Source organism: Pararhizobium capsulatum DSM 1112 (assembly GCF_030814475.1).
In the GTDB taxonomy this organism is placed as follows: domain Bacteria; phylum Pseudomonadota; class Alphaproteobacteria; order Rhizobiales; family Rhizobiaceae; genus Pararhizobium; species Pararhizobium capsulatum.
In genome coordinates this window covers 249,130-272,985 of sequence record NZ_JAUSVF010000003.1, presented here as the reverse complement: position 1 = coordinate 272,985, position 23,856 = coordinate 249,130, and the positions used below count along the sequence as shown (strand labels likewise).

The 23,856-nt window shown below is 56.7% G+C and carries 21 protein-coding genes and 5 pseudogenes; 16 read left to right on the top strand and 10 right to left on the bottom strand.

What is annotated here, in order from left to right:
* Window positions 1-10: 10 nt before the first annotated feature.
* Window positions 11-688 (bottom strand): annotated as a pseudogene (locus QO002_RS26470) (FGGY-family carbohydrate kinase); the annotation flags it as partial.
* A gap of 11 nt (window positions 689-699) precedes the next feature.
* Here QO002_RS26470 and QO002_RS26465 point away from each other — a divergent pair.
* The 4 genes from QO002_RS26465 (at window position 700) to QO002_RS26450 (ending at window position 5,062) form a co-directional block, all read left to right on the top strand.
* Window positions 700-1,701 (top strand): ABC transporter permease subunit, encoded by a 1,002-nt coding sequence (locus tag QO002_RS26465; protein WP_307235600.1) that lies wholly within the window; start codon window positions 700-702, stop codon window positions 1,699-1,701.
* Window positions 1,698-2,708 (top strand): ABC transporter permease subunit, encoded by a 1,011-nt coding sequence (locus QO002_RS26460; RefSeq protein ID WP_307235598.1) that lies wholly within the window; start codon window positions 1,698-1,700, stop codon window positions 2,706-2,708. Before QO002_RS26465 ends, QO002_RS26460 begins: the two co-directional genes overlap by 4 nt.
* 1 nt (window position 2,709) lies before the next feature.
* Window positions 2,710-3,741 carry an autoinducer 2 ABC transporter substrate-binding protein LsrB gene (lsrB, locus tag QO002_RS26455; protein WP_307235596.1) on the top strand — a complete coding sequence of 344 codons (1,032 nt, stop codon included), beginning with the start codon at window positions 2,710-2,712 and terminating at the stop codon, window positions 3,739-3,741.
* 73 nt (window positions 3,742-3,814) lie between these two features.
* Complete coding sequence (locus QO002_RS26450) at window positions 3,815-5,062, top strand: class II aldolase (RefSeq protein ID WP_307235594.1); 1,248 nt, start codon at window positions 3,815-3,817, stop codon at window positions 5,060-5,062.
* On the opposite strand, the gene QO002_RS26445 is transcribed toward QO002_RS26450, so the two are convergent.
* Window positions 5,063-5,305 (bottom strand): DeoR/GlpR family DNA-binding transcription regulator, encoded by a 243-nt coding sequence (locus QO002_RS26445; RefSeq protein WP_307235592.1) that lies wholly within the window; start codon window positions 5,303-5,305, stop codon window positions 5,063-5,065.
* 330 nt (window positions 5,306-5,635) lie between these two features.
* Entirely contained in the window at window positions 5,636-5,911 is a 276-nt protein-coding gene (locus QO002_RS26440) for a hypothetical protein (protein WP_307236258.1), read from the bottom strand.
* Window positions 5,912-6,829: 918 nt separating this feature from the next.
* Between QO002_RS26440 and QO002_RS26435 the strand changes: the two genes are divergently transcribed.
* The gene (locus QO002_RS26435; RefSeq protein ID WP_307235590.1) at window positions 6,830-7,042 is read left to right on the top strand and encodes a hypothetical protein; all 213 of its coding nucleotides are present in this window, start codon (window positions 6,830-6,832) and stop codon (window positions 7,040-7,042) included.
* A gap of 2 nt (window positions 7,043-7,044) precedes the next feature.
* On the opposite strand, the gene QO002_RS26430 is transcribed toward QO002_RS26435, so the two are convergent.
* Window positions 7,045-7,983: a phytanoyl-CoA dioxygenase family protein gene (locus QO002_RS26430; RefSeq protein WP_307235588.1), complete on the bottom strand. Its 939-nt coding sequence runs from the start codon at window positions 7,981-7,983 to the stop codon at window positions 7,045-7,047.
* A 417-nt stretch (window positions 7,984-8,400) separates the two neighbouring features.
* Here QO002_RS26430 and QO002_RS26425 point away from each other — a divergent pair, with 417 nt between their 5' ends.
* Both QO002_RS26425 and QO002_RS26420 read left to right on the top strand, forming a co-directional pair.
* A complete protein-coding gene (locus QO002_RS26425) occupies window positions 8,401-8,967 on the top strand; it encodes a helix-turn-helix domain-containing protein (protein ID WP_307235586.1) in 567 nt (188 codons plus the stop codon).
* A 218-nt stretch (window positions 8,968-9,185) separates the two neighbouring features.
* On the top strand, window positions 9,186-9,542 hold the full coding sequence (locus QO002_RS26420; RefSeq protein ID WP_307235584.1) for an HNH endonuclease: 357 nt from the start codon (window positions 9,186-9,188) through the stop codon (window positions 9,540-9,542).
* Window positions 9,543-9,714: 172 nt separating this feature from the next.
* Here QO002_RS26420 and QO002_RS26415 read toward each other — a convergent pair.
* The 4 genes and pseudogenes from QO002_RS26415 to QO002_RS26400 all read right to left on the bottom strand — a co-directional run bounded on the left by QO002_RS26415 (window position 9,715) and on the right by QO002_RS26400 (window position 13,281).
* A pseudogene (locus QO002_RS26415) lies at window positions 9,715-10,769 on the bottom strand (lipocalin-like domain-containing protein).
* Window positions 10,759-12,099 (bottom strand): annotated as a pseudogene (locus QO002_RS26410) (ABC transporter permease); the annotation flags it as partial. The pseudogenes QO002_RS26410 and QO002_RS26415, both read right to left, overlap by 11 nt.
* 362 nt (window positions 12,100-12,461) lie before the next feature.
* Complete coding sequence (locus tag QO002_RS26405; protein ID WP_307235582.1) at window positions 12,462-12,941, bottom strand: SRPBCC family protein; 480 nt, start codon at window positions 12,939-12,941, stop codon at window positions 12,462-12,464.
* Window positions 12,925-13,281 (bottom strand): ArsR/SmtB family transcription factor, encoded by a 357-nt coding sequence (locus QO002_RS26400; RefSeq protein ID WP_307235580.1) that lies wholly within the window; start codon window positions 13,279-13,281, stop codon window positions 12,925-12,927. Before QO002_RS26400 ends, QO002_RS26405 begins: the two co-directional genes overlap by 17 nt.
* A gap of 148 nt (window positions 13,282-13,429) precedes the next feature.
* Between QO002_RS26400 and QO002_RS26395 the strand changes: the two genes are divergently transcribed.
* Window positions 13,430-14,071 carry a dihydrofolate reductase family protein gene (locus tag QO002_RS26395; RefSeq protein ID WP_307235578.1) on the top strand — a complete coding sequence of 214 codons (642 nt, stop codon included), beginning with the start codon at window positions 13,430-13,432 and terminating at the stop codon, window positions 14,069-14,071.
* A gap of 245 nt (window positions 14,072-14,316) precedes the next feature.
* On the opposite strand, the gene QO002_RS26390 is transcribed toward QO002_RS26395, so the two are convergent.
* Window positions 14,317-15,366 carry a hypothetical protein gene (locus QO002_RS26390; protein ID WP_307235576.1) on the bottom strand — a complete coding sequence of 350 codons (1,050 nt, stop codon included), beginning with the start codon at window positions 15,364-15,366 and terminating at the stop codon, window positions 14,317-14,319.
* Between the two features lie 940 nt (window positions 15,367-16,306).
* On the opposite strand from QO002_RS26390, the gene QO002_RS26385 reads away from it, so the two are divergent.
* Both QO002_RS26385 and QO002_RS26380 read left to right on the top strand, forming a co-directional pair.
* Window positions 16,307-17,344 carry a calcium-binding protein gene (locus tag QO002_RS26385; protein WP_307235573.1) on the top strand — a complete coding sequence of 346 codons (1,038 nt, stop codon included), beginning with the start codon at window positions 16,307-16,309 and terminating at the stop codon, window positions 17,342-17,344.
* Between the two features lie 162 nt (window positions 17,345-17,506).
* The gene (locus QO002_RS26380; protein WP_307235571.1) at window positions 17,507-17,839 is read left to right on the top strand and encodes a hypothetical protein; all 333 of its coding nucleotides are present in this window, start codon (window positions 17,507-17,509) and stop codon (window positions 17,837-17,839) included.
* A 64-nt stretch (window positions 17,840-17,903) separates the two neighbouring features.
* On the opposite strand, the gene QO002_RS26375 is transcribed toward QO002_RS26380, so the two are convergent.
* Window positions 17,904-18,755, bottom strand: coding sequence for a LysR family transcriptional regulator (locus QO002_RS26375; RefSeq protein WP_307235568.1), 852 nt, complete (start codon window positions 18,753-18,755; stop codon window positions 17,904-17,906).
* Between the two features lie 368 nt (window positions 18,756-19,123).
* On the opposite strand from QO002_RS26375, the gene QO002_RS26370 reads away from it, so the two are divergent.
* From QO002_RS26370 to QO002_RS26345, 6 genes and pseudogenes are all read left to right on the top strand, one after another.
* Window positions 19,124-19,960: a DMT family transporter gene (locus QO002_RS26370; RefSeq protein WP_307235566.1), complete on the top strand. Its 837-nt coding sequence runs from the start codon at window positions 19,124-19,126 to the stop codon at window positions 19,958-19,960.
* A 263-nt stretch (window positions 19,961-20,223) separates the two neighbouring features.
* Window positions 20,224-21,243 (top strand): NAD(P)H-dependent flavin oxidoreductase, encoded by a 1,020-nt coding sequence (locus QO002_RS26365; RefSeq protein ID WP_307235564.1) that lies wholly within the window; start codon window positions 20,224-20,226, stop codon window positions 21,241-21,243.
* A 474-nt stretch (window positions 21,244-21,717) separates the two neighbouring features.
* Entirely contained in the window at window positions 21,718-21,858 is a 141-nt protein-coding gene (locus tag QO002_RS26360; RefSeq protein ID WP_307235563.1) for a hypothetical protein, read from the top strand.
* Complete coding sequence (locus QO002_RS26355) at window positions 21,848-22,129, top strand: hypothetical protein (protein WP_307235561.1); 282 nt, start codon at window positions 21,848-21,850, stop codon at window positions 22,127-22,129. The genes QO002_RS26360 and QO002_RS26355 overlap by 11 nt, the downstream gene beginning before the upstream one ends.
* 103 nt (window positions 22,130-22,232) lie before the next feature.
* Window positions 22,233-22,430, top strand: a pseudogene (locus tag QO002_RS26350) (AAA family ATPase); the annotation flags it as partial.
* A gap of 60 nt (window positions 22,431-22,490) precedes the next feature.
* A pseudogene (locus tag QO002_RS26345) lies at window positions 22,491-23,705 on the top strand (IS1182 family transposase); the annotation flags it as partial.
* Window positions 23,706-23,856 lie beyond the last annotated feature (151 nt).

The following is a 23,856-nucleotide window of genomic DNA, read 5'->3' as shown; positions in this document are numbered from 1 at the left end:
GATTTGTGGATCAGAGGCCTGGAGCCTTCCAAAGGGCGGTTGTGACGCCCTCGTCGACAAGTTGCCTTTGCAGTTCATATGCGCGGGCCCAACGTTCGCCGGCCGCGTCATAGATCGCCTTATGCGTGGCGTTCGGTTCGAAGTGCCGATCCCATTTGACCCAATGGGTGGCGGTGCCCACGAAATCGTGATGAAGACCCGCGCCAATACCGGCTGCCGCGGCACAGCCGAGTGCCGTTGCTTCCTTGACGACCGGTGTAACAACGGGAAGTCCGGTGGCGTCGGATAGGATTTGCGCCCAATGGGCGGACTTCGCGGCGCCAGCCGCAAAGACGATCTTGTCCGGGGTCTTGCCGGAGAGCTTGAAGATGGCCGCAAGATTGCGAGCCGCGACAATTGCCGCATTCTCCTGAAGGGCCCGGAAGATTGCGGCTTTGCCGGATTTTTCGGGATCGATCGAGAGGTTCAGAAGCGACGGTGCCGCGTGGTACCATTTTCCGTAGTGCATGACGTCGGAGAAGACGGGAATGATGCCGTAGGCACCCGGCGGCACATTTGCGGCCTTTTCCTCCAGCAAACTGTAGGCATCGCCGCCGGTCCTTTTAGCCTTGGCCACCTCCTCCGCGCCAAAGCTGTCCCGGAACCAGCGCATGACCACGCCAACGAAGAAGCTGATCGCTTTTTGCTCGCAACCGTGTCGTGACCTTGCTTCTCATCCTTGTCGTTGCCTATGTCGCAATCGGCGCTACTGCGCCTGGTTACCTTTCAGGAGCCACGGCTTCGACGGTGCTGTCGAGCAGTCTCGTTTTGATGCTGATTTCGCTCGGGACAATGGTCGTAATCCTTACCCGCAATATTGACGTCTCAAGCGGCTCGGTACTGGGATTGAGCGCGGCGGTGCTCGGCTTGTCGGTGAATGCCGGCGTTGGCCTGCCGATGGCAATCGCGCTTTGCCTGTTCACAGGTGTAGCAGCGGGTGCTTTCAACGGTCTGATGGTTGCCTACCTCGGCATCCCATCGATCGTCGCCACACTTGGAACGCTCGGCCTCTACCGTGGGATCATGCTGGTGATGACCGGCGGACGCTGGATCGAAGACTTGCCCCAGGGGCTGAAGGCGCTCGCCGGCAACCTCGGCTTCGGCTTCTCCGCGCTGACCGTAGTTGTTGTAGTGCTGATCGTAGGACTTTGGCTCTTTCTACGTCGGACCCGTTTTGGCCGCTTCTTCTATGCAGTCGGCGACAACAAGGCGGCGGCGCATCATCTCGGCGTGCCGGTTCGCCGTGTACAGTTTTTCGCCTTTGTCGCCACTGGTCTGTGTGCAGCTCTTGCCGGCATTGTCTTCTCCGCGCAGATTGGCTTCATACCCAACCAGGCCGGCAACGGCATTGAACTGAAGGCGATCGCGGTCAATGTGCTGGGCGGGGTCAGCCTTCTCGGTGGCACCGGTTCCGTTGCCGGCGTTGTCGCCGCTGTGATCTTCATCACCTCGATCGATAGTGCCCTCGTCTTCCTGAAGATCCCCGCCTACTGGAACGATTTCATCGCCGGCGCCCTGCTTCTGTCCGTGCTGCTTCTCGATGGCCGCATTCGCCAGGTCATACATCGGCGCATCCGCGCACGCCGATACGCTGTCCACGACCGTGCGGCAATCGGTCAAAATCTCAAAGCAACATCCAAATTGGTGGAGGTTAGCCGATGAAGAAGCTGTTCTTCCGTTGGGAAACCGCACTTCTTGCAATGCTGGCGATCGAACTTGCGATCTTCGGCATCCTCAATCCGCGCTTTCTCAACTTTGGCAACCTGATCTACGGCACGTCGGATTTCGTGCAGATCGGTGTCGTTGCCTTGCCGTTGACGCTGGTGATTATTGCAGGCGGTATCGACGTGTCGTTCGCGTCTACCATCGGGCTCGCAGCCATCGTTTTCGGCGTGGCGACGTTTTACGCAGTGCCGCTGCCGCTTTCGATGGGCCTGGCGCTCGTCACTGGCGGGCTCTGCGGCGTTTTCAATGCAGCTGTGATCCACCTTTCGAAGATCCAGCCGCTTGTCGTCACGCTTGGCAGCCTTTATCTCTTCCAGGGGACGGCAACAGTTGCATCTGGTCTTGTCGGTGCCGGCGGGTATGAAGGGATAGGTAATTTTCCGGAGGCGTTCAATGCCTTTGGTTACGCCCAGATCCTTGGTCTGCCGGCGACACTCGCACTGTTTCTGATACTAGCCGTCGTGCTTGTCGGACTTCTGCATTTCACGCGCTTTGGCCGCGCCGTTTTTCTTGTCGGCCAGTCGGAGAGCGCGGCACGGTTCGCCGGTATTCCTATCGGCAAAGTACAAACCATCACCTATGTGGTTACTGGCCTCTGCGCCGCGATCGCCGGCCTTGCCATGTCTGCCTATTTCGGATCGGCACGCGTCGATCTTGGCGCGGCAACGCTGCTGCCGGCGGTTACCGCTGCGGTGCTTGGCGGCGCATCCATCTATGGCGGGCAGGGGTCGATCCTCGGTACGCTGATTGCCACCTTCGTCATCGGCTACCTGCAGCAGGGCCTGCAGGCAAGCGGTGTTTCAAGCCAGATATCCAGCGCACTTTCGGGAGGGTTGCTGGTTATAGCGGTCGCATTGCGCCACGGAAGCGCCTTGCTTGCCGATTTCATCGCCGTCAGCAGGCTGAGGAAGAGCCAGACGGTCGTTACTTCAGGAGGAGAGTAGAATGATCAAGACCATCATGAAATCCACGGTATTGGCAGCAGGCCTTCTTGCCGGCACGGTGCTGGCATCAGGAACAGCGCAGGCGGAATCCCAGATCGCCTTTATCCCCAAACTTGTCGGTGTCGGCTTCTTTACCAGTGGCGGTGCGGGCGCAGTCAAAGCGGGCGAGGAGGTCGGCGCAAAGGTGACCTACGACGGCCCGACCGAGCCCAGCGTCTCCGGCCAGGTGCAGTTCATTAACAACTACGTCAATCAGGGTTACAATGCGATCATCGTGTCGTCTGTCTCTCCGGATGGCCTGTGCCCCGCCCTGAAGCGCGCCATGGAACGCGGCGTTCTGGTCATGACCTGGGATAGCGACGTCAACCCGGATTGCCGCAGCTACTACATCAATCAGGGTACGCCTGACCAGCTCGGCGGTCTGTTGGTCGACATGGCATCCGAAGGTGTAACCAAGGAGAAAGCCAAGGTCGCATTCTTCTATTCAAGCCCCACCGTCACCGACCAGAACGCCTGGGCGGAAGCTGCCAAGGCGAAAATATCCAAGGAGCATCCCGGCTGGGAAATCGTCACGACCCAGTATGGTTACAACGACGCCCAGAAGTCACTGCAGACGGCCGAAAGCATTCTGCAGACCTATCCGGATCTCGACGCGATCATCGCGCCTGACGCAAATGCACTTCCAGCTGCAGCCCAGGCTGCCGAAAACCTGAAGCGTGCTGATGGCGTTACTATCGTTGGCTTCTCGACGCCGAACGTCATGCGCCCCTATATCGAACGCGGCACCATAAAGCGCTTTGGACTCTGGGATGTGACCCAGCAGGGCAAGATCTCGGTTTTTGTGGCGGATCATGTTCTGAAGAACGGCCCGATGAAAGTCGGCGACAAGCTCGATATCCCGGGTGTTGGAACCGTCGAAGTCTCGGCCAACAAGGTGCAGGGCTATGACTACGAGGCTGATGGTAACGGCATTATCCTGCTTCCCGAGCGCACCGTCTTCACCAAGGACAATATTGGTAATTTCGATTTCTGATCTCACAGCCTGACTACCGGGCGGCCGCAATCCGCGGCCGCCCGCTTCTATTCGAACAGAAATGGATCTCACGATGCAAAGCCGCTGGAACGACAACGATGCACAACGATATGTGGATGCAGCGCTAGCTGCCGGGCATAGCGAAGCCCTTGGCCTTCGCATCTATACCTCGCGCATCATCGGTGGCGACCCCGATCTCGTTTTGCACGGCGGCGGCAACACATCCGTAAAGGTGAGGGGCAAGGACGGTTCCGACCTGATGCACATCAAGGGGAGCGGCTGGGACCTCGATACGATCGAAGCACCAGGGCTTCCCGCTGTCCGACTACAGCCATTGCTTGCCATCCGCGACGGCAAAAGACTTTCCGATCCGGAGATGGTGGCTTTGCTTCGTTCAAGCCTGATTGACCCGAATGCACCGAATCCTTCAGTTGAAGCATTGTTGCACGCGTTCCTGCCTTTTGCCTTCGTCGATCATACCCACGCCACGGCCATCCTGGCACTCGCGGACCAACCCGACATGCGCGAAACCGTCAAGCGTATCTACGGAGGCAGGGTGGCTTTTGTGCCCTACGTCATGCCGGGTTTCGATCTCTCCATCGAAGGTGATAAGATTAATCGCGCAAATCCTGGTTGCGAAGGACTATGGCTCGAAAACCATGGTCTCTTCACCTTCGCGGAAACCGCCCGCCGCTCTTATGACCTTATGATCGAATTCGTCACGGTGGCGGAAGAGGAGCTCAGCCGGAAAGGGGTTGTTCTGTCGGGGCCACAGGGGAATGCGGCGAGGCTGGATCCGGTCCTTGAAACTCACCTAGTCGAGGCTCTGTCCCGCGCAGGATCACCGTTCGCCAAAGGGCTATCTTTGGATTATCGCTCGACACCAGCGATCCAACGCTACGTCAGCCGCGACGACGTCGAGGAAGTCACCCTTCGCGGAACGGTAACGCCTGACCATGTCATCCGCATCAAGCCGTGGCCGTTGATCGTCGACGCCGATGCTGATGTAGAACGGATTGAAAGCGCGTTGGCGGCATACGCGCAGCGCTACAGAGAGTATTTTCAGCGCAATGCCGACCGTGCGGATGAACCTAAGACCATTCTCGATGCCTATCCGCGCGTCATCATCGTGCGAGGCCAGGGAATGCTGGCACTTGGCATCAATGAGAAGACTGCCAAAATCGGTGGCGATCTTTGTGAACAGGCGACCCGGGCCATCAATGCGGCTGAGGACTATGGTCGCTTCACGCCAATCAGCGAGAGCGATCTTTTCGATATGGAATACTGGTCTCTGGAACAGGCAAAGCTAAAAAAGCCCTAGCTAGACGAGTTCGAGGTTTATCCCGTTCTGCTGTAGGTATTGGATGATCCGTTCATCGACAGTCTGGGGGATAATAACGACGTCGAACACCGAGAGATCGGCAACGTGGTTCAGCGCCGAAAAATGGAACTTGCTTTCGTCCACGAGGAGGATCCTCTTGCGGGCGATGCGGATCATCGACTGCTTGACCCGGAGGACCTGTTCATCCTGCGTGTAAAGCGAGAGGCCTTGCCTAGCGAACATAAGCCAAAAGTTCCATAATTCACATTACGCATTTTTTGCTAATCTATTGAATTAGCGAGATGATTCGGCCTAAAACGGATGATCGATTAAAACTCGCGTTGTTGTTTCAATGGTTGGTAGTCCTTTGTCCGGCGTGTCGAGAACCGCAGGAGGAACGCGACGCGCGTTCAACGAACAGGTGCGCCAAACTCGCAAGTCCCGTCATGATCGATGCATTCACGTCATTAGACATGAGAGGATCTTTCATGGCCGCCTCCCAAAGCGGCAAACTGAACAGTAGATGAGTGGTTGCATATCTAAGGGCAACATTTGGCGATCGCTCGGCGCGGCCTATCGTCCGCGTCCGCCAAAATTAAACATGTCACTTCGGCGGCGAGAAATAATTTCCAAGGAACGGTCTGGTAGGATTCGATAGGTCTCGGCATAGTCGTATCCTCCGACCGTGAAGTAGTGATTGAACGTGCTTCCGATTGGAGACTTGGTCAGTTTCGTTCGTGGCTGCCCCTTATACGTGATGCTTCCGGGGATGGGCTCAAGCGAAGCAGCTAGCGCCGGCACGGACACCATCACGAGCGAAATGGCGATCATCGAAAGTACATTTCTCATCATTCGTGTTCCCCTGAACCTTGTGATACGTCTCCTAATCGTTAGCGAATGACTTGGTTCCGGAAAGATACATATGTTGCGGAACGCAGTGGCGCCACATTGCGATCAGCACCCCCAACAGATCTTGTTGACGGCGCGGAGGTAATCTTGATCATGCAAAAGTACGTCATTCATGTTCACAGAGATTCCGAACTGAAGCACGACGAGGAAGGCGTGGAGTCCTGTACGCCGTTCGATCGGACACCATAGAAGTCTTGGTTGCGGTCAAGTCAGCCTCTGGTGCGTCACGGCGTCAGTCGTGGTCTGATTTTCTCATTAGCCATATCCAACTGCACCGCTCAGTCGAAACCGACCTCTACTACAATCTTTGCATGCCATGCTCTTGTCGTATTCGGCAACAAAAATCGTGGCCTGCGTATCGCTGTCGTAAAAACGGTCGCAGGTCGCATTTGCACCGGACCGTGAGTACTCCGTCCAGGTCGTCAGATCAGTCGGTGGAACTATTGAAAGCCTCGTAACTCAATCTTTAACTGGAAAGCCCAGCGACGGCCTTTGAAACGCAGGCAATGGCCTACTCGCTGGTGGTGGACCGCCAGTAAAAATTGAAACCGCAAGGACACCAGGTTAGATCATGAATCGAATTGTTGGCCCAGCCGTCTGGATTATTGCCTTGATCGCCACGAGTGGGGCTGCTGCTGACCTCGTTGATGTAACGCCTCCACCGCAAGCTGAAATGGTTGAACCAGGCGCTTCTCCCAAGCGGGATTGCTTGCCAACCAGGAATGTTGGCATTGCGGAGACTGCGGAACATTACGCCGCCTCCTGCGATCCGCAATCTGACGAAGCAGCGCCAGCAGGCACAGCCCAATAGGCAGTGTCGACCGTTGGGCGCATACAGCAAACCCCTTCTAAACGTTGATGCCGGTGGCGCTCGCTTGGGGATTTGCGGCCGCCAGTGACTTCTTTGTTGCCGAGCAACATGGCAATGTCGGCCCTGACCAGATAGCTCAAGATGCCACTTTCAAACACGAATTGACCCATGCCCCAGACATCCGCCCCTTCGCCGAACCGCCGATGGAAAAGCCGACCGCATCGCTCGCGATCGGCTCCGGGAGACTGGCTGTCGGTTAATTTCACCAAGGTTTCAGGCCGAGGAGCCTTTCACCGAGGTCGGTGAGTTTGGCGGTGGAGGTATTCTTCTTCTCCCATTCCCGCGGATCGCCGGGAAAGGCATCACGTTGTGGATAATCGAGTTCACGCCAAAGCCGAATGCGCTCCTGGCGTTCCGCTTCATTGTCGAACTCCGCCGGATGCATGGAGACATATTGGGCCATTCGGACCCTGTCGTCGGAATGGTTCGGCCTGACGCCATGGGCGAGCAATGAGTTAAAGATCATCAGGTCACCGGGCTCCATGTCGATGTTGACAGTGCTCTGGCCCGCCATGTCGGGGTGCATCGGGTCGCGATCTTCAGGCTGGGTCCTCTCCCATTTCTCGAAATGCTCGAAGAGACTCGGCACGCACTGAAAGCCTCCTACATTGCCGTCTTGTTTCTTGAGGCTCAGCACGCCCTGGACGCCGATAGGCAGCGGCCGGATCGAGGTATCGACGTCCCAATAGATGAATCCGTTCGGAGTGCCCTTCACCTTCTTGGGCGGGTTGAGATTGGCACGGTCGATGGTGACCCAGAGTTCCTCGCGATCCCAGATGTCGACGAATGCATCGTAGATGCGGCCTTCCATTCGATTGTCCCAGAGATACTGGTGGTTGTAGATTTCCAGCATCCCGGTGTTGTTCAATTCCTTCATTTTGTGCTCGCGGCGCTGCGGCGCGTACCAGGTTGACTGATCGTTCGGGTCCTTCTCGTCAAATCGCCAGAGCAGCTCGACAAGGCGCTCCACATTTGCCGCAGGCACCGCCTGACGGACAATGACATATCCCTTGGTGATCCAGTGCTGCCAATCCTCCTTTGAGAGAACCCGGAGCGGGAGCTTCTTGACGATATCCTTGAGCTGGATCGCGGCTGTGGTGGTGGGATGGCTGTCGCGCGCCATGGTCTGTGCTGCTTGCATGATATTCTCCCATCTAAGTCTTCCTGGTCATCAGGTAATGGACTGACCGTAGCAATCTCCCGACCTCCATGTTGTCGAGTCCCGGCAAATACTGGTACTATTCTGGCCTTCATGGAGAAACATGTGCGTGTCGAGACCGTATCTGGAGAAACTGCCGACATCGCCGGACTCGTCTCTGGTGACCCTGGATCGCCGCCTCGACGCCGCCATTCCCTTCGAATGGCATCATCATCCCGAATACGAGCTGACACTCACGCTGAACTCTCGAGGACAGCGGTTCATTGGAGATCATGTCGGCGAATATGACGATGGCGACCTGGTGCTTGTCGGCCCCAATCTCCCGCACACCTGGTCGTCCAGGTCGAAGATCAAGGAGGACCAGCCTCACGTCGCCCTGGTGCTCTGGTTCCGACAGGAATGGATCGACACCTTCGTCGGCAGCGCGGTGGAACTCTCCCCGGTCCGCACACTCTTCGCCCGGGCGGCAACGGGCCTGTCGTCGGCACCGATGCTGGGTACTCCATTGCCAAACGTTTCAAACGGACGCTGGAGTCGAAGCCGAGTGGCCTCCTGCTGTCCGCCCTGGAAATCCTGCTCGATCTGGCAAGATGGAAAGATATCCAGCAGCTCGCGTCAGCAGCCCCGCCACTCACGACGAAGAGCCGATCGCGTGTCGACCGGGTGCTTCAGCATCTGCACCAGAACTATGTGCGTCCGGTCCGCATGAACAACCTCGCCGAGCTCGCCGCGTTGAGCGAATCCGGATTGCACCGCATGTTCACCAAACACACCAACACGACCGTGTCAGCCTATGTGACCGCGCTTCGGATCGGCGACGCCTGCGCCAAGCTGTCCGGGAGCACCCAACCGATCGCCCACATCGCCGCGGATGTCGGCTACGACAGTCTCGCCAACTTCAATCGCCAGTTCCGCTCCATTCGGGGCATGACCCCGCGCGAGTACAGGGCGTCGTTTCGAATGTGACTGTGGTCGCCCGTGTTCTCGGTTTAGGGCCGATGGCCGTCGTCGCGCAGAAACGCGATCGCCTCGCTTATTCATCTTCGGCGACAATATCGGATCATGCCACGGCTTTAGAACAGCATTGCTCCGCCTGAAGAGAAGCGATATCTGCGGGGTACAAGGGCCTGTATCGATCCAAGCAAAATGGACGTAAGGCCGGTAGCGCTTAGAATGATGAATCGATGGGCCGCAAGAACAGAGATGAAATGGCTTCATGGGACGTGGCGGTGCCAGAGCCAGTGCTTTGTCCGATGTGCGAGCGCGTGATCCCGGATGATCAGAAAGACGAGCATCATCTCGTCCCCAAGAGCAAAGGTGGCAAGAAAACCGTTTGCATGCACCGTATCTGCCACAACCAGATACATGCGATTTTTACTGATGCCCAACTCGCCAAGAAGTACTCCACGATCGAGGCCATCCTTGAAGACCCTGCGGTGCAGACATTCGTTGCCTGGGTAAAAAGCAAACCTCCAGGTTTTTCGGATTCGGCGAAGGAATCACGACAGTCGTCGGGTCGGGGCCGAGGGCGTAAACCGTAACGGGAAAACCGCAGGTTTGCGCCAAAAGGGGATCACATCACTTTTAATCGCAGGTAGTACGCGAGCCAGGTGGCTTCATCGGGGCGACAATGGCCCAATTCAAAAACGAAGCCGGTATCCCACCCCCCTGAAACGCGATCCCGGTCTGGAACCTGCCAACCCAGCGCCCGACTTAATTCCCGGTCATTTCCAGGTAACCGACGCCTGACACGCAGCCTTGGAACGCAATCGGCCCTTCCCAATACGGCGTGCTGGTGCTCATCCAAGCCTGATCGAACAACGGTCGGGTTGTGATGTCCAGTGACCTTCCCGGAATCTGGATACGCCAAGCCACCGGCATGTCTCGCCCGTCGACCTTGGCTTGTCGTACAGGTTCCAGATGAATGTCCTCCTTCGACAACAGCGTCGACTTGCCATCAGCCGCAATCCAGTTCGCCGAGATGAAACCCTCTTTGTCATCGCGCAGCCTGAATGCCATCAGTTTTTCGCCCGTATCGAAGTGCAGCGAAAACCAGTCCCAGCCCGTCTGATTGGCGGCGAGTGGCTGGGAAGACCACTCTCTGTCGAGCCAGGCTTGCCCGCTCACTGCGACATTAGCTCCCGCTACCTTGATCGCGCCCTTCACCTGGTAGAAGGGTTGCGAATAGTAGTAGGAGGCTTGCCCGCTCGAGGATTTCACGGAGAACCCGCGATCTCCTTGAAGCACCACTGGGCCAGTCGACCTCAAGTTCAAGCTGTAGCCGAAATCTTGCCCGTTCGCGGTCAGAAGGAGTTCATCGAGTTCGTCGGCCCCTGCACGTGCGATGCTCTTCATCGTCCGTCGAACGGTTCGGTCGTGACATTTGCCTGCCCGACGCCTCCTGTGGCCAGACGCTCTGCGACATACTGGTGGTTTTCTGTGGTTATGGCGGCGTGGCCGAGCCAAATCTTCGGGTCCGCGAAACCTTGAGCAACACCAGGACCCAGAGCTGACCGGAACAGCGTCCACTGTGCCCCGTACCGCTTACCGTCCTCGCCTTGCAGGTTGGCTGTCACATACCACCATTCGATACGGTAATCCGAATGAGCGCCGTGATCGGATGGGAATGCTAAGGGGTGGCCTCGCTCGGGCATCGCAAAGCCTTTGGCATCCGAGCCAAGCCCGGCAAACCCTTGAGACTGGCTATGCCCGGTTGACACCGTCATCGATAGGGCAATTAAAGCGACCAGCAGTGTTTTAGCGTTCATCGGCAAAAATCCTCAGCAAGTCGGCTGGGTTGATGGTTGCCAGACGCCGGACCGGTATGAGAACCGACAGAATCGCCGCCAGAAGAGCTACCGCCCCCAACCACAGCCAGTCTAACGGAAACACAGTCATTGGCAGCCGCCAACCGAATGCCTCGACATTGACAATCGCCAGCAATACCCAGGCCAGGCCGAGTCCGACAGGAATGGCCGCGACAAAGGTGGCGAGCCACAGTGCCAATGTGCGGACAACTTCGTAGAGTGCGAGATCGCGCCGTCTGACTCCCATTGCCCTGAGTGGTGCGAGTTGTGGAAGGCGAATACCTGAAAGCGTCAGCAGACTTGAGAACATCGCGAAGCCTGCGATGGCCAACGTCAAGACGTTGAGGGCTCCGGTTGCGGTGAAGGTTTGCTCGAAGACGGCTCTCGATTGTCGTTTGAGGGAAGCTTGGTCGATGATAGCCGTTTCCGCCAGACCAAATTCCGTGACGAGCCGCTGGCTGAGGCTTGAAGCCTGCTCGGGTGGGACGCGTATCCCGTAACGAAGCTTCGAGACATCAGGGTAGTGCGTCACCAGAGAGGCTATGCCGATGATCACCTGCCCTTTGGGATTGCCGTAGTCTGAGTAGACACCAGCGACGGTGGCGTCCCAGTCGCCGGGCATTCGGATGGTCTTCCCCAGCGAAGCAGCGCCACGTCTCCACATCTGCTCATTGATCAGAGCACCTTCCCCCGAAGCAACCTCGTCCCATGCTTCGCGATCCGCAACGATGAACGGCCAGTGGTCTCGATAGGTCGGATCGTTAGCTACTCCAAAGATTTGAAGATGCTGACCCAGAACATTTCCTTCGACACTCCAGATCGGCAGAACTGCCATTGAATATCGGGGAAGCCATTCTCGAAGTCGCTTGGCCTCGTCCTCATCCTTGGCGGTAACGCAGAGTTCTGCTGCCAGGCGTTGGTCCAGCCAGCCGAGGAAGGTGAGCCGGAAGCTTGAAACCATGGTGTCGACGCCGATATTCGCCGATAGCGCGAGAAGCAGTGCCATCAGTGCAAGCGACAGGCCGGGAACCTGTAGGCGCGTGTCGGCCCAGAACCACTGGGTGAGCGCCGCTCGGGACATCCGCTCGGTCAAGGCTAAGCTTATGGCAAGCAGCCCCGGCAACAACAGAGCCGAGCCAAGCAAAAGGCATCCGAGCGTACCGAAGCCCGCAACAAGTCCGGAGCCCGTGATAGCCAAACTCAGAGCCTATACAAGCAGGACACAACCGGCCACGGTTTGATAAATCAAGCTGCTTGTAGAGGCCCTCGCCCATGCCCGTGGCTGGGCGAGTACGAATAATAGCAGTGTCCATGGCCAAGTCTCCGCCACACCTCCCGCCTCTTCGCCCGAAATGGGCAGTCCAAAAATATCATAGTTTGTCACCTGTCGGCCCGAGGCTGCCATCGGCGATGCCGATTGGAAGCCGCGATGTAATTATCGGCTCAGCTCTTCGGAACGAGTTTCACATCATGCCGAACATCAATGACCGATGAACTCCGGCACCCGCGAGGTTGCCGTCTCCAACAACCAGGGCCACGGTAGACGTAACCGTTTTGTTTGGGGCGGCATCGGAGTTAAAGGACGCCCATACCAGTACCGGCGAGATTTGAAACACGGAGAATGCATAGGCGCACGGCACTATAGGCAACTGCTCAGCCGTCCAGCCAGGCTGCAAGACTATCCAGCGTCTGCAGCCCGTATTCGACCGCACCGAAGCCGATGACCTCTTGACGCCGCTTAGCGCTGGGGTGGAGCTGGCGCATGGTCAGCACAGTCTTGCCGTCGGCCTGTTCATCAAAGGTCACCGTGACGCGGAAACGGTCGGGATCGTCAGGATCACGCGTGCCATAGTCCATGACGATCCTCTCGTTCGGCACGATCTGCAGAAAGCGCATGAGGTTTGGAAAGCGCTGCTGCTGGCCCTCGAATATGCCCACCATATCGAACCGCCAGACCCCGCCCTCGCGAATATCGGCTTCGTGGGTCTCGATACTGAGGCCGGCCGGGCCGTACCATTCGGAAAGTGCCTTGGGATCCATCCAGGCGGCAAAGACCTTCTCGCGTCGATGGTTGAGCAGCTTCACCAGCACGATTTCGCGGTCAAGCGTCCATGTCTCAAACAGGTTTGCCATATCCTTCGTCATCCTCTTCGGTTTTGTCCAGGTAGGTTTCCAGTCGACCCAACCGCTCGGCCCAGCGCCGGCGCTCTGCTTCCATCCAGTCCGCCGCCTCATCGAAGCGCGCCTGCACCAACCGGCACCATCGGCTGCGCCCGCGCTTCTGGCTGACGATCAGCCCGCAATCTTCCAGTACCTTGAGATGCTGGGCGAAGGAGGGCAGGGCCATGTCGAAAGGCTCGGCGAGGGTGCTGACGGGCAACTCGCCCTCGACGAGCCGCGACACCACAGCGCGGCGGGTCGGGTCGCTGAGAGCGTGAAAGGCGAGGTCGAGCGGATTTGAATGGTAAGGCATGTGCGTCCGTAAAGTGGGCGGGTGCTCCCGTCAAGGCTAAAAAAGGCACTTGCCTTAGTATGGGACTGCGAATATAAAGGCACTTACCTTAGGGTTAGCCCCGGGCATTGGGGCGGTTATGGTGCATTCGCGCGCAAGGAGGACCCCGGTGGTAGTTCGTGTCGATCTCATGATCTCGCTAGATGGTTTCGCGACAACGACGGACCAGACGCTCGAAGCCCCGTTCGGCGAGGACTGGCCGCGTCTCGTCGGCGCATATGTTGCAACACGAACGTTTCGTGAGCGCGTGTTCAAGGACACCACGGGAGCAGGGACCACAGGTGTGGACGACGAATACGCGACGGAATATTTCGAGAATGTGGGTGCCGAGATTATGGGCGCTGGAATGTTCGGGCTCCACAACTTTCCCGACGATCCGAACTGGCGTGGCTGGTGGGGCGACGAGCCGCCCTTCCAGGTTCCGGTCTTTGTCCTCACCCGCAACCCACGACCCTCCATAGAGATGGCCGGTGGCACCACTTTCCACTTCCTCAATAGCACATCGGTGGATGCGCTCCAGCAGGCGGTAAGGGTCGCAAATGGCAAGGATGTGAGGATAGGCGGCGGTCCTACCGTCGTCCGCGACTATCTCAAGGCCGGCCTTGTCGATCGCCTTCATGTTGCTATCACGCCGATTTTGCTCGGGCGCGGCATCCGCCTGTGGGACGATCTGCGCGGCCTCGAAGCTGGCTACTCAGTTAAAGCCGAAACGGCTGAGAGCGGCACCATCCACGTCACCTTCCAACGATAGCCTTCAGAAACAAAGTCACCGTCTACTCTACCGATAGATTCAACAGAGAACTCCCATAGGCTCATGCTGCCGGTTGATGATCCGAAAGGCGAAAGACGGAGACGCGAGAACGAGACTCGGACGGAACTGGTGCTTCCGCTCAATCAGCGTGCACACTCCTCGGCCTGAGAGATTGCCGTCGAGTTCCAGAGCGTCCCCTAACAGCTTGCTACGCTTCGGACAAACAAGCCTCTGGGGATTGCCCGCTAGGTTACGGCAATGTGGAACAGATTGCGCTGCTCTTCCGGGATCGGCTTCCAGAAGCCGTCAGATTTCGACAGGCGGTCCATGGACTCCCTGAGCCCACCGAGACTTCCGGAGGTAAATCGGATGGAGCATTCTATAGAAGGCGGATTTTCAAGTTCGACCGCCAAATAGGCCAACCGAATAAGATCGGCCCCTATGACTGTCGTCAATGTTGATTGAAGCAATGTGCACTCGGATGGTCTGAACTCGCGAATATCTGCGTCGCATTTGACTTCGACGCTCAGTCGCCAAAGTGAACCATCGCTTTCGAAGGATCGGCTGACCTCGATCAGGCAATCATGATCATAGGAGCGGCTTTGATAGGAGATAGCGAACAGATTGACACCATCATACCGGCTGGCACCCCGCTCCGCGTCGCGTGGGGCATCGTCCTTGTCTGCCGCGACATTCCTGACAAGGCCTTCGTCGTTGACGACTACCTTGATGCGATGAAGCGCCAGGAACCGATAGTGAGGATCGTCGTCGTACTCGCCGTCCTCGTCGCTGTCCATGACCTCAGCAGGTTGTATGAGGCCAGGGGCGAGCCGACCTTTCAAATGGGCGTTTGTCTGGATCGTACCTTGCAACCATCGTGCATTGCTGAGGTTAAACGGCTGGTCGATCACGATTTGCTCAAAGACGGGTAGCGACCGATCGGCCAACTCCCCATCGATCGCCCGCTCGGGGCCACTAAGGTTTTCACTCTGGGCCTTGAGATAGGGGTTGGCGAGGAACTCGTAGCAAGATCGTGTCAGATAGAGCGGACGCTCAAATGTCGCCGAGTTGCCTTTCGTGACCTCTCGTTCGTAGTCGTCTTTTGGATCGTAGGAGAAGAATTTTGCGACAAAGAGGTTTTCGACCAGTCCCAAAGCCACCCGTATGTCCTGGCTGACGGATGCCTGCGCGGCAACATCCACCATCGCTTTGGTGGTCCACTTGAAGTGACCGAGATACTCAAAGAGGCTCAAGCTGTCGACGCCAAGGGTGAGGCTCTTTTCCGTAAACCGCATTACCGACCTCCGAACGAATACCTTTGGTAAGTTCGTATGGCGATATCCCCCCGCGATCAAGCGACAAAATCGTGCCTCGGCTGGGGCGGGGGGAGTGGGTAGCGGAAGGTGTTAAGCCGCAAACAGTCCGAAACCCGAACTGACAGCCGTTACCTGGTATCTAATGACGCAGGCGCTTCGTTTTCCGCCATACCAATTTATCAATGAAGCGATGATGGTCGAGGCGCGAGCGACTTCTCCCCCGGGATGATGAACGGGCGTGGGGGCCGCAGTCGGCCCTCAGCTGACGTTGACAAGCTCGGTTCGAGCGGGTTTTGTCGCCGCATAATCGAGCAGTTATTCTGGCCGCCGCAGTTTAGGAGCATTGCGAAATAGATGTCGAGCGGCCGAAAACGCTAAGAGAGAAGAAGTAAGGTCGCCGAGGAGGTGCAGGCCTGGAAACTCCACCGCCAGAATCCACGTGCCTAGAATGTGGGATCGCTCAGTGGAGTACCGTCCGTGATGTCTTGAGCCATAAATGCGCTTGAGGAACCACTTGCTGTGCCAGACAGAACTTGAGGGCCGCGGTGGATGCGTCGTCTTCATCTTTGAAGGGGCCTAACACCGTGACGATATCGTCAACAACGATAGTCATGGTCCGACGAGAAAGATTGTAAAAGAAAACAGTCTCCTCCCATCCGTTGACATTAGGTTTCACGGTCGCCTCGCTATCTCCCAGAATGAGGGGTTATATTAGCGAAACGATTTATGGCCGCATCGCCCAATTGGGGGAGAAATTTTCTGGCGATCAGCGCCGGCCTCTCGCATCGCAGCAAGTAAGCCGGAAGAAGAAATTAGTACAAATTCGTCCTTGGCACGAGAGGCATATGCTCTGTTCGTTCGATTTTATTTATGTTCCGCCATTTAGACAGAATCACCAGAAACATTGGAGGATACTTTCATGGCATGGCAATATCCCATATCTAGCACAAGCACTACAACGACCATTGATCTCACGACAACTGACAACGTCTATGTTGCGCAGCAGGTCGCTATAACTTCATCAAAGGGTATTGGCGTCTACGGAAGTGGCTCCAATCATCACGCAGTAATAGACGGTACGGTTGCAGGCTACTATGAAGCCGTTTGGCTCGGGAGTAATGGTTCAGTTGACAAGGGCCAATTTCTGGAGATTTCCAAAACGGGAAAGCTTTTCAGCGGCGACGGGTATGGAGCGGCGATCTATGCCGCATCCAGCAATGTTCAAAACGAAGGCGTCATTATAGGCGGTTTTATTGGGGTGGAGTTTCAAGCGATATCTACAACCGGATTTTCCACATTCAACAATTCCGGCTCCATTGTCGGAAGGGATTATATTGGAGTAAGTTTTAGAGGCAGTACGCAAGAGATACGTATTGACAATAGCGGCACTATCAAGAGCGTAGCGGCTGTCCAAGGAGGCCAGGGCGTCGATAAGTTTCTAAACAGGGGAACAGTCATTGGTACGGTTGATCTCGGACTTGGCCAGGATACCTACGACGGTCGAACTGGATCGGTAAAGGGGGCAGTATCGGGGGGGGAAGGCGCTGACAAACTCTATGGTGGCAAGGAAGCAAATATACTCCACGGCGACGCCGGCAAAGACCGCATGTATGGGGCGGGTGGAGCAGACAAGCTCTATGGTGGTGCGGATTCTGACACGTTCGTCTATCTAAAAACGACCGAATCCACGCTTACTGTTCGGGATGCCATTTACGATTTCAACCATATTGATTTTATTGATCTTCACTCCATCGACGCCAGGACGACCACTTCAGGCAATCAGGCGTTCACCTTTATAGGTTCGGCTGCCTTCGCTCACCATGCCGGGGAACTTCGGTATTTGAAAAGCGGTGGTGACACCTACGTTTACGGCGACACGAACGGAGACGCGAAGACTGACTTCAGTATCAAGCTGGAAGGCTCGTTTGCGATGGAGAAGGGCGACTTTCTTCTTTGATGCTGTGCGATGTGGGGCGGAAGAATGCCGTCGAATCGCGTATATTCCATCTCGTTGGCGTTCCGGACGACTGGCCGAACCAACAGATGTAAATAACGAATTGTACCAAAGTTGTCCCCGCTTGCGGGGTTGGTGCGTTGATTTTCAAACACGGTGGGCAAGATGACCGGCGAGCCTTCCTCTCGCCCGGAACGAAGAGGTGCGTCTTATCGAATTCTAGCAATACAATATGTGAATTCACCGCAGGCTCTGGCGGCTTTTATCTTGGCGACAATTGCGGCCGTTACAACGAGGTTTGGAAAGGACGGCAATGGCGTATCGTTGAGGGATTTACCGCCCGAACATCGTCTTGAGATGGCGAAGGATATGTTCGCCTGGCACAAGGAAAGCCAGCGCTTCTTCATCAAATCCGGCGCGGCGCTCGTTTGCCTAATCGTCTTGATGGGCGCAGCCTACTTTTGTTTCATGCAGTTTGGTCAGAGCGCATCGAAATAGCCCCGTCTGGCCGAATCCCCACAGGGGCTTGCATGCCAAACAGACGCATTCCGAAGCACGGTTTTCATCGCTGCGCGAAAAACGCCTGTCGAATGGCCGACGCCATGCCCTGCACTGCATCGCTTGGATTAGATTGTGACACGATGAGGATAACATTGGAGTGGTCAATCACCGGGAAACCGTCTTCCGCAGTTAGCTCTCGGCAATTGCTCGGGACACTGCTGCGGGAGAGTGGCGCAATTGCGAGGCCAGCGAGAACGCCGGCGATCAGGCCACCGGTGCTCGTTCCCAGGTAGGACATGCGAAAGTCGAGTCCCCGATCCTTCAGGGCATCCAATGCCATCGTGCGGCACCAACTTTCTCCGGTGTACATCGCGACGGGCAAAGGGGAGAGCAGATGCTGTTCATATATGGCTGATGTCACCCAAACCGTCGGGTCAGTTTGAAGGACCTCTTGTTCCGTGATGCCGCCAGTTTCGTAGACGACGCAAATATCGAGATCACCCTTCGCCAGAGCTGCGGCGTTCGAGGAAGACCGCCCGAATGTAACGATGATTTCGACTCCTGGATGGACGGCGTCGAACGTGCGCAGTGCAGTCGGAAGCACTGACGTGCTGTATTCTTCCGGGATACCAATCCGGACCAACCCACGAAGATGGGACCCCTTGACGCTAACCTCAGCCTCTTTCAGCATGGCTATAACTCGGCGCGCACGGATCAAAAGTTGGGCCCCTTGATGCGTTAAGGCGACACCGCGAGACGATCGTTCAAACAGAGGTTCGCCCAGACTATCCTCAAGCTTTCGCATCTGGATGCTTACAGCCGATTGCGTACGACCGACCACTTCACCGGCCTTCGTGAAGTTTTGTGTTTCAGCTACGGCTACGAATGTTCGCAGGTGATCTGTATCGAGCATCGAAAATTCTCATCATTAAATCTATTCATTGCAGTCATTAGATGTATTCGTTTGATTAATAGCAATACATGCCGCCATGTCTCCTGGAAAATGGAGATCACGATGGGTCCGTTGAAAAATCTTTGGAGCAAAATCACGGCGTGGACTTCCGCTACTGCAGAAAGCCGTGCACTTGAAACGCTGAAGCACAATTCGAGTGATCATCTGCGGCGCGACGTCGGTCAGGACGCTTGTGTGGGTCACGATACAAGACTTTCCTGGTGTGATCTCATTGAAAGAGAAGGCCGCTGATTTCGATGGTAGATGTCAATTCCGACACGCAGAACCGCATCGCATCGCGAAATCGCGCCGTGACGCGAAGCATCGCAATGGTCGTCGTCGCAACGCTAGCCTGGAGTTTTGCAGGACTTCTGACCAGAATGTTATCTGTCGATGTGTGGACGGCGGTGTGCTGGAGAGCCTTTGCCGGTGGCGCGATGCTCTTGGTGCCAGTCCTGGTTCGAGAACGCTCCAACGTCTTGCGCAGCGTTCTGACCTTGGGTTCGGTTGGCTGGATAACGGTTGGTTTAAGCGTGGTCGCGCAGGCATCCACGACGGCAGGCCTTTTTCTCACGAGTGTCGCCCATGTCACCGTCATCTATGCGACATGCCCCTTCCTTGCAGCCATTCTGGCGTGGCTGTGGCTGGGGGAGACAATCTCCCGTAGCGCCTTGGTGGCGGTCGTCCTGTCGATCGTCGGTATCGCAATTGTGGTATCCGGAGCCACAGAAACCAGTAGTCTGCTTGGCGATAGCGTCGCGTTCGTCATGACGCTCTCCTTTGCGCTGATCATCGTTATGTCGAAGGCCAACCCCACGCTGCGACTTTTGGAGATCACACTTGTCAGTACCTTTCTGATCTTTCTGCCTTTTGCGCGCACCGAAACACTCGACCTCCACAATGGTGTCGTCCTTGCGATCTACGGCTTCAACAACATGGTACTCGGTTTCTTCCTGTTCATCCGAGGCGCGCGCAACATACCGGCTGCGACGAGCGGGCTCATCGCGACGTTGGAAATTGTACTTTCACCGTTATGGGTATGGTTGTTTTTCAACGAAACCATTGACGCGCTCACTTTCATTGGTGGCATCATCGTCGTCATAGCCGTGCTTGGCCACCTCATCGCGTCGATAGGTTGGGAACGGAGCGCGCGCGCGCCTGCGTGACAGCTGTGCCCGGAACCAGTTAGGTCAATCGCTGATCACCCACCGTGAAAAAGGTTGGGAAGAACCATACTCTGTATGATGGTCAGGAAAGAAGGGGACGGCTTTCGGCCCCCAAAGCGGACCTGGAAAATCAGATCGGCCAAAGTCCGCCGTCCTAGCTGAGACCAAGGGAGCTGCACACTACGGCGACGAAAGCCCTTGCGAAGGATGCAGAAGACGAGCTCTAATATTCGGCGTGGCGACTTCTCAAAAGAGGGCTCGTGATGGGAAATCCATCTCAACCGTTGCATACGCGTCTGACCGAGTTACTCCGCTGCGATTATCCGATCATCCAAGCTGGCATGGGCGGTCCCGGTCGCTCCGAGCTCTGCGCTGCTGTAAGCGCTGCCGGCGCTTTTGGCTGCTTAGGGATGGTCAAAGAAAAACCGGAGATGATCAGGACCGAAATCGCAGCTGTGAGAGCAAGAACCGAGCGTCCCTTCGGAGTAAATCTCGTTCCATCCGTTACGGACCCGATCCTGCTGGACGAGGAATTGGAAGCCTGCTTCGCGGCGAAGGTGAAGGTCATGGTGTTTTTCTGGGACGTGCGCCCGGACATCATTGACCGCGCTCGAAGGGCTGGATGCACCGTCATCTATCAAATAGGAAACCTTGCCGATGCGATTGCTGCCGAGCGGGCGGGCGTGGACGCGATCATTTGCCAAGGCTTCGAAGCTGGCGGCCATATCCGCGGCAAGGTCACCTCAATGGTTCTAGTGCCTCAGGTCGCCGCCGCCGTAAGCGTTCCGGTCATCGGCTCCGGGGGTTTCGGCTCCGGGGCAAGTTTGGTGGCTGCCCTTGCTTTGGGCGCGGAAGGGATTCATTGCGGAACGGCGTTCCTGGCGACAAACGAGTCCTATGCGCATGAGTATCACAAACAACGAATTGTCGACGCCAGTTCGGAGGATACGGTCTACTCCGACGTGTTTGCCATAGGCTGGCCACCGCAATCGCCTGTCCGGACGATAGAAAACAGCGTCACCAGACTTTACTCTGACAACTTGTCAGGGCACGGACCAGATGACTTCGAACTTGACGTCATTGCTCAGGATGGAGACGAGGCGGTCTGTCGCTTCAGCACCTATTCTCCCCTGCAGAACATGACTGGCGACTTGGAAGCCCTGGCACTCTATTCTGGCCAGCTATGCGGGGCAATCAATCGGGTCCGTCCGGCTGGCGACGTCGTGCGCGAGATGGTCAACGATGCCAATCATGTGCTCGCTCGCCTGCATCTTCTGAAGTAGGCTGCTGGTTAATAATCGGCAAGGCGAAAGACTGAGACGTGAGAGCGTGACTCGGACGTGAATGGTGTCCCCCTCCAATCAGCGTGCCGACACTCGAGTTCGAATCCTGCAAGTTGGCCCATTAGGTCTAGTTCTGCTGGCCAAATGTAGCGGTGAGGAGACCGGAAAACCTGTGCCTGCTTGGTGTCGTCAAATCGGAAATGGTGCGAAATGACCTGCTGAAGCACCACATCGTAGGTGTCGAGGCCAATATAGCCAGGTTCCGAATGCCCGACCACTGCTTGTTCGCCCGGTGTCAACTTGCGAAGCTCGGGCACCCATAGCTCCACAACGAAACGACCGCCAGATCGAAGATGGAGCGCTGCGTTACAAAAGCAGCGGACTTGCTCCGCTTGAGTCAGCAAGTTCGAAATTGTGTTGTATACAAGATAGACTAGCGAAAAGCTTCCGGGAACGACGGTCTTGGGCGGGAAGATGACGAAGGTGAAGGCATCGACAATCCGCAGGATGCTGACCGAACACGGCTTCCGCCCCGGATTGATCGCCGAGCAGCTCGATGTTCCGGTAGAGACGGTCGAGCAATTTGCTGCCGAGCTGCGAAAGCTTGTCGGTTGAACTTATACCCGAACCGATCCTAGATCTTGTCCGGGAGCTGCACTCGGCCGAGGAAGGATCTGAGGATCATGCGAAGCTGCACGAAATCGTCAGGCAGCTTGCGCTCAAGGAAAACGCTGTTCTCATCCGGATGTCGGCCAACCGAATGGCCGCAGAATTGCCACCGGGCGCGTTCGCGGACGAAGAAGACGAGTTGGAGGAGCCGATCGAGGGACTGCCGCCGACCGACTTAAGGATCGGCTTACGCGGCAAAAAGGACCCCGCAGGGTGAGCCGCGGTGCCGATCTCCGCCGAGGACCTCGAGAACGAGGCCAAGGATCGCGCCGAACGCGAACAGGAAAAGCGCATTCCTGCTGCCATGAGGCAGTAACAGCTTGCAACCATCGTGCATCATACTCGGCGGCCCGAATGGGTCTGGCAAGTCGTCGGCTTATGCGAAACTTCAGCTCGACGGCGTGTGGATCAATGCCGATGAGATAGCGAAGGAATTGACCGGGACCGGAGACGACAGGGCGGCTGCCATGGCAGCGGGCAGGGCGGCCATCCGGAGGATTGCCGACATGATCGACACCCGGACATCCTTCATCTTCGAAACCACCTTGAGCAGCCAGCAGTCCATCAACCTGATGCGCGACCGCATTCCCTCAAGCCGACGGCTTGAACGTGAAGCCGGGCGCAATGTTGAAGCGATGGCTGACCGGACGACTGGTTCCGGATCACAAAACCATAGCCGATTTCCGCAAAGACAATGGCCCTGCAATCCGTAAACCTGCGCCAGATTTGTCGAGCTGTGCCGCCAGATCGGCGTGTTGAGCGGCGGCAGTGTCGCGATCGACGGGAGTAAGTTCAAAGCCGTCAACAACAGGGATCGCAACTTCACCTCCGGCAAGATCGAATTGCGGATCAGCCACCTCGAAGCAAGCGCGTCGCGATATTTAGAGGAAATGGGCAGAGCCGACACCGTGGAGCAATCCGAGGTGACGCTTCGCAAGGTCACGCGGCTGAAGGAGAAGCTTGTTCGTGTGCGTCAGGAAGTTCGACGGCTGGCAGGAATAGCAGAAGCGCTGAAGGATGCACCCGACGGACAGATTTCCCTGACCGATCCAGACGCTCGCTCAATGGCGACATATGGCAAAGGCACGGGCCTGGTAGGCTACAACGTGCAGACGGCGGTTGATGTCGAGACGCACCTGATTGTCACGCACGAGGTCACCAATATCGGCAACGATCGGTCGCAATTGGCTCCGATGGCCAAGGCAGCAATGGAAACACTCAAAGCCGATAGGCTGGATGCCATCGCCGACCGCGGTTACTTCAACGGAGCTGAACTTCTTAGCTGCCATGAGGCCGGGATCACGGCCACGGTGCCGAGGCCGGAGACCTCGAACAACCGCAAGAAGGGCATGTTCGTCAAGGCTGACTTCGTCTACGACGGTAGCGCGGATACGTATGCTTGCCCTGCCGGAAAGGCGCTGGCATACAGGTATACGACGGAGGAAAAGGGCCTGATGTTACGCCGCTACTGGCGCAACGATTGTCCGTCATGCCCCCTCAAGGCCCAATGCACAACGGGCACGGAACGTCGGATCACGCGTTGGGAACACGAGCACCTGGTCGACGCTATCTATTCCCGAATGGAAGAGAACCCCAACCTCATGCGCACCCGAAGATGCACGGTCGAGCATCCGTTCGGCACCATCAAGGCGTGGATGGGCTCGACCCATTTCCAGATGCGAAGGCTGAGCAACGTCCGAACGGAAATGGCGCTGCATGTGCTTGCCTACAACATCAAACGGATAATCAATATGATTGGCGCAAAAGCACTTTTAAGAGCCATAACAGCTTGACGGAGCTGCTCAATACGCCTTCTTTTGCCCCAAAACCCGTCCACTTACCCACCAGGGCCGTCTCTGACGCCTCCCAGCCTACGATAGGCGCAAAATCCACCCGATCCCGCTCGCTCGCAAAATCCCGACGGTCAAGCTGGAGTTTTCACAC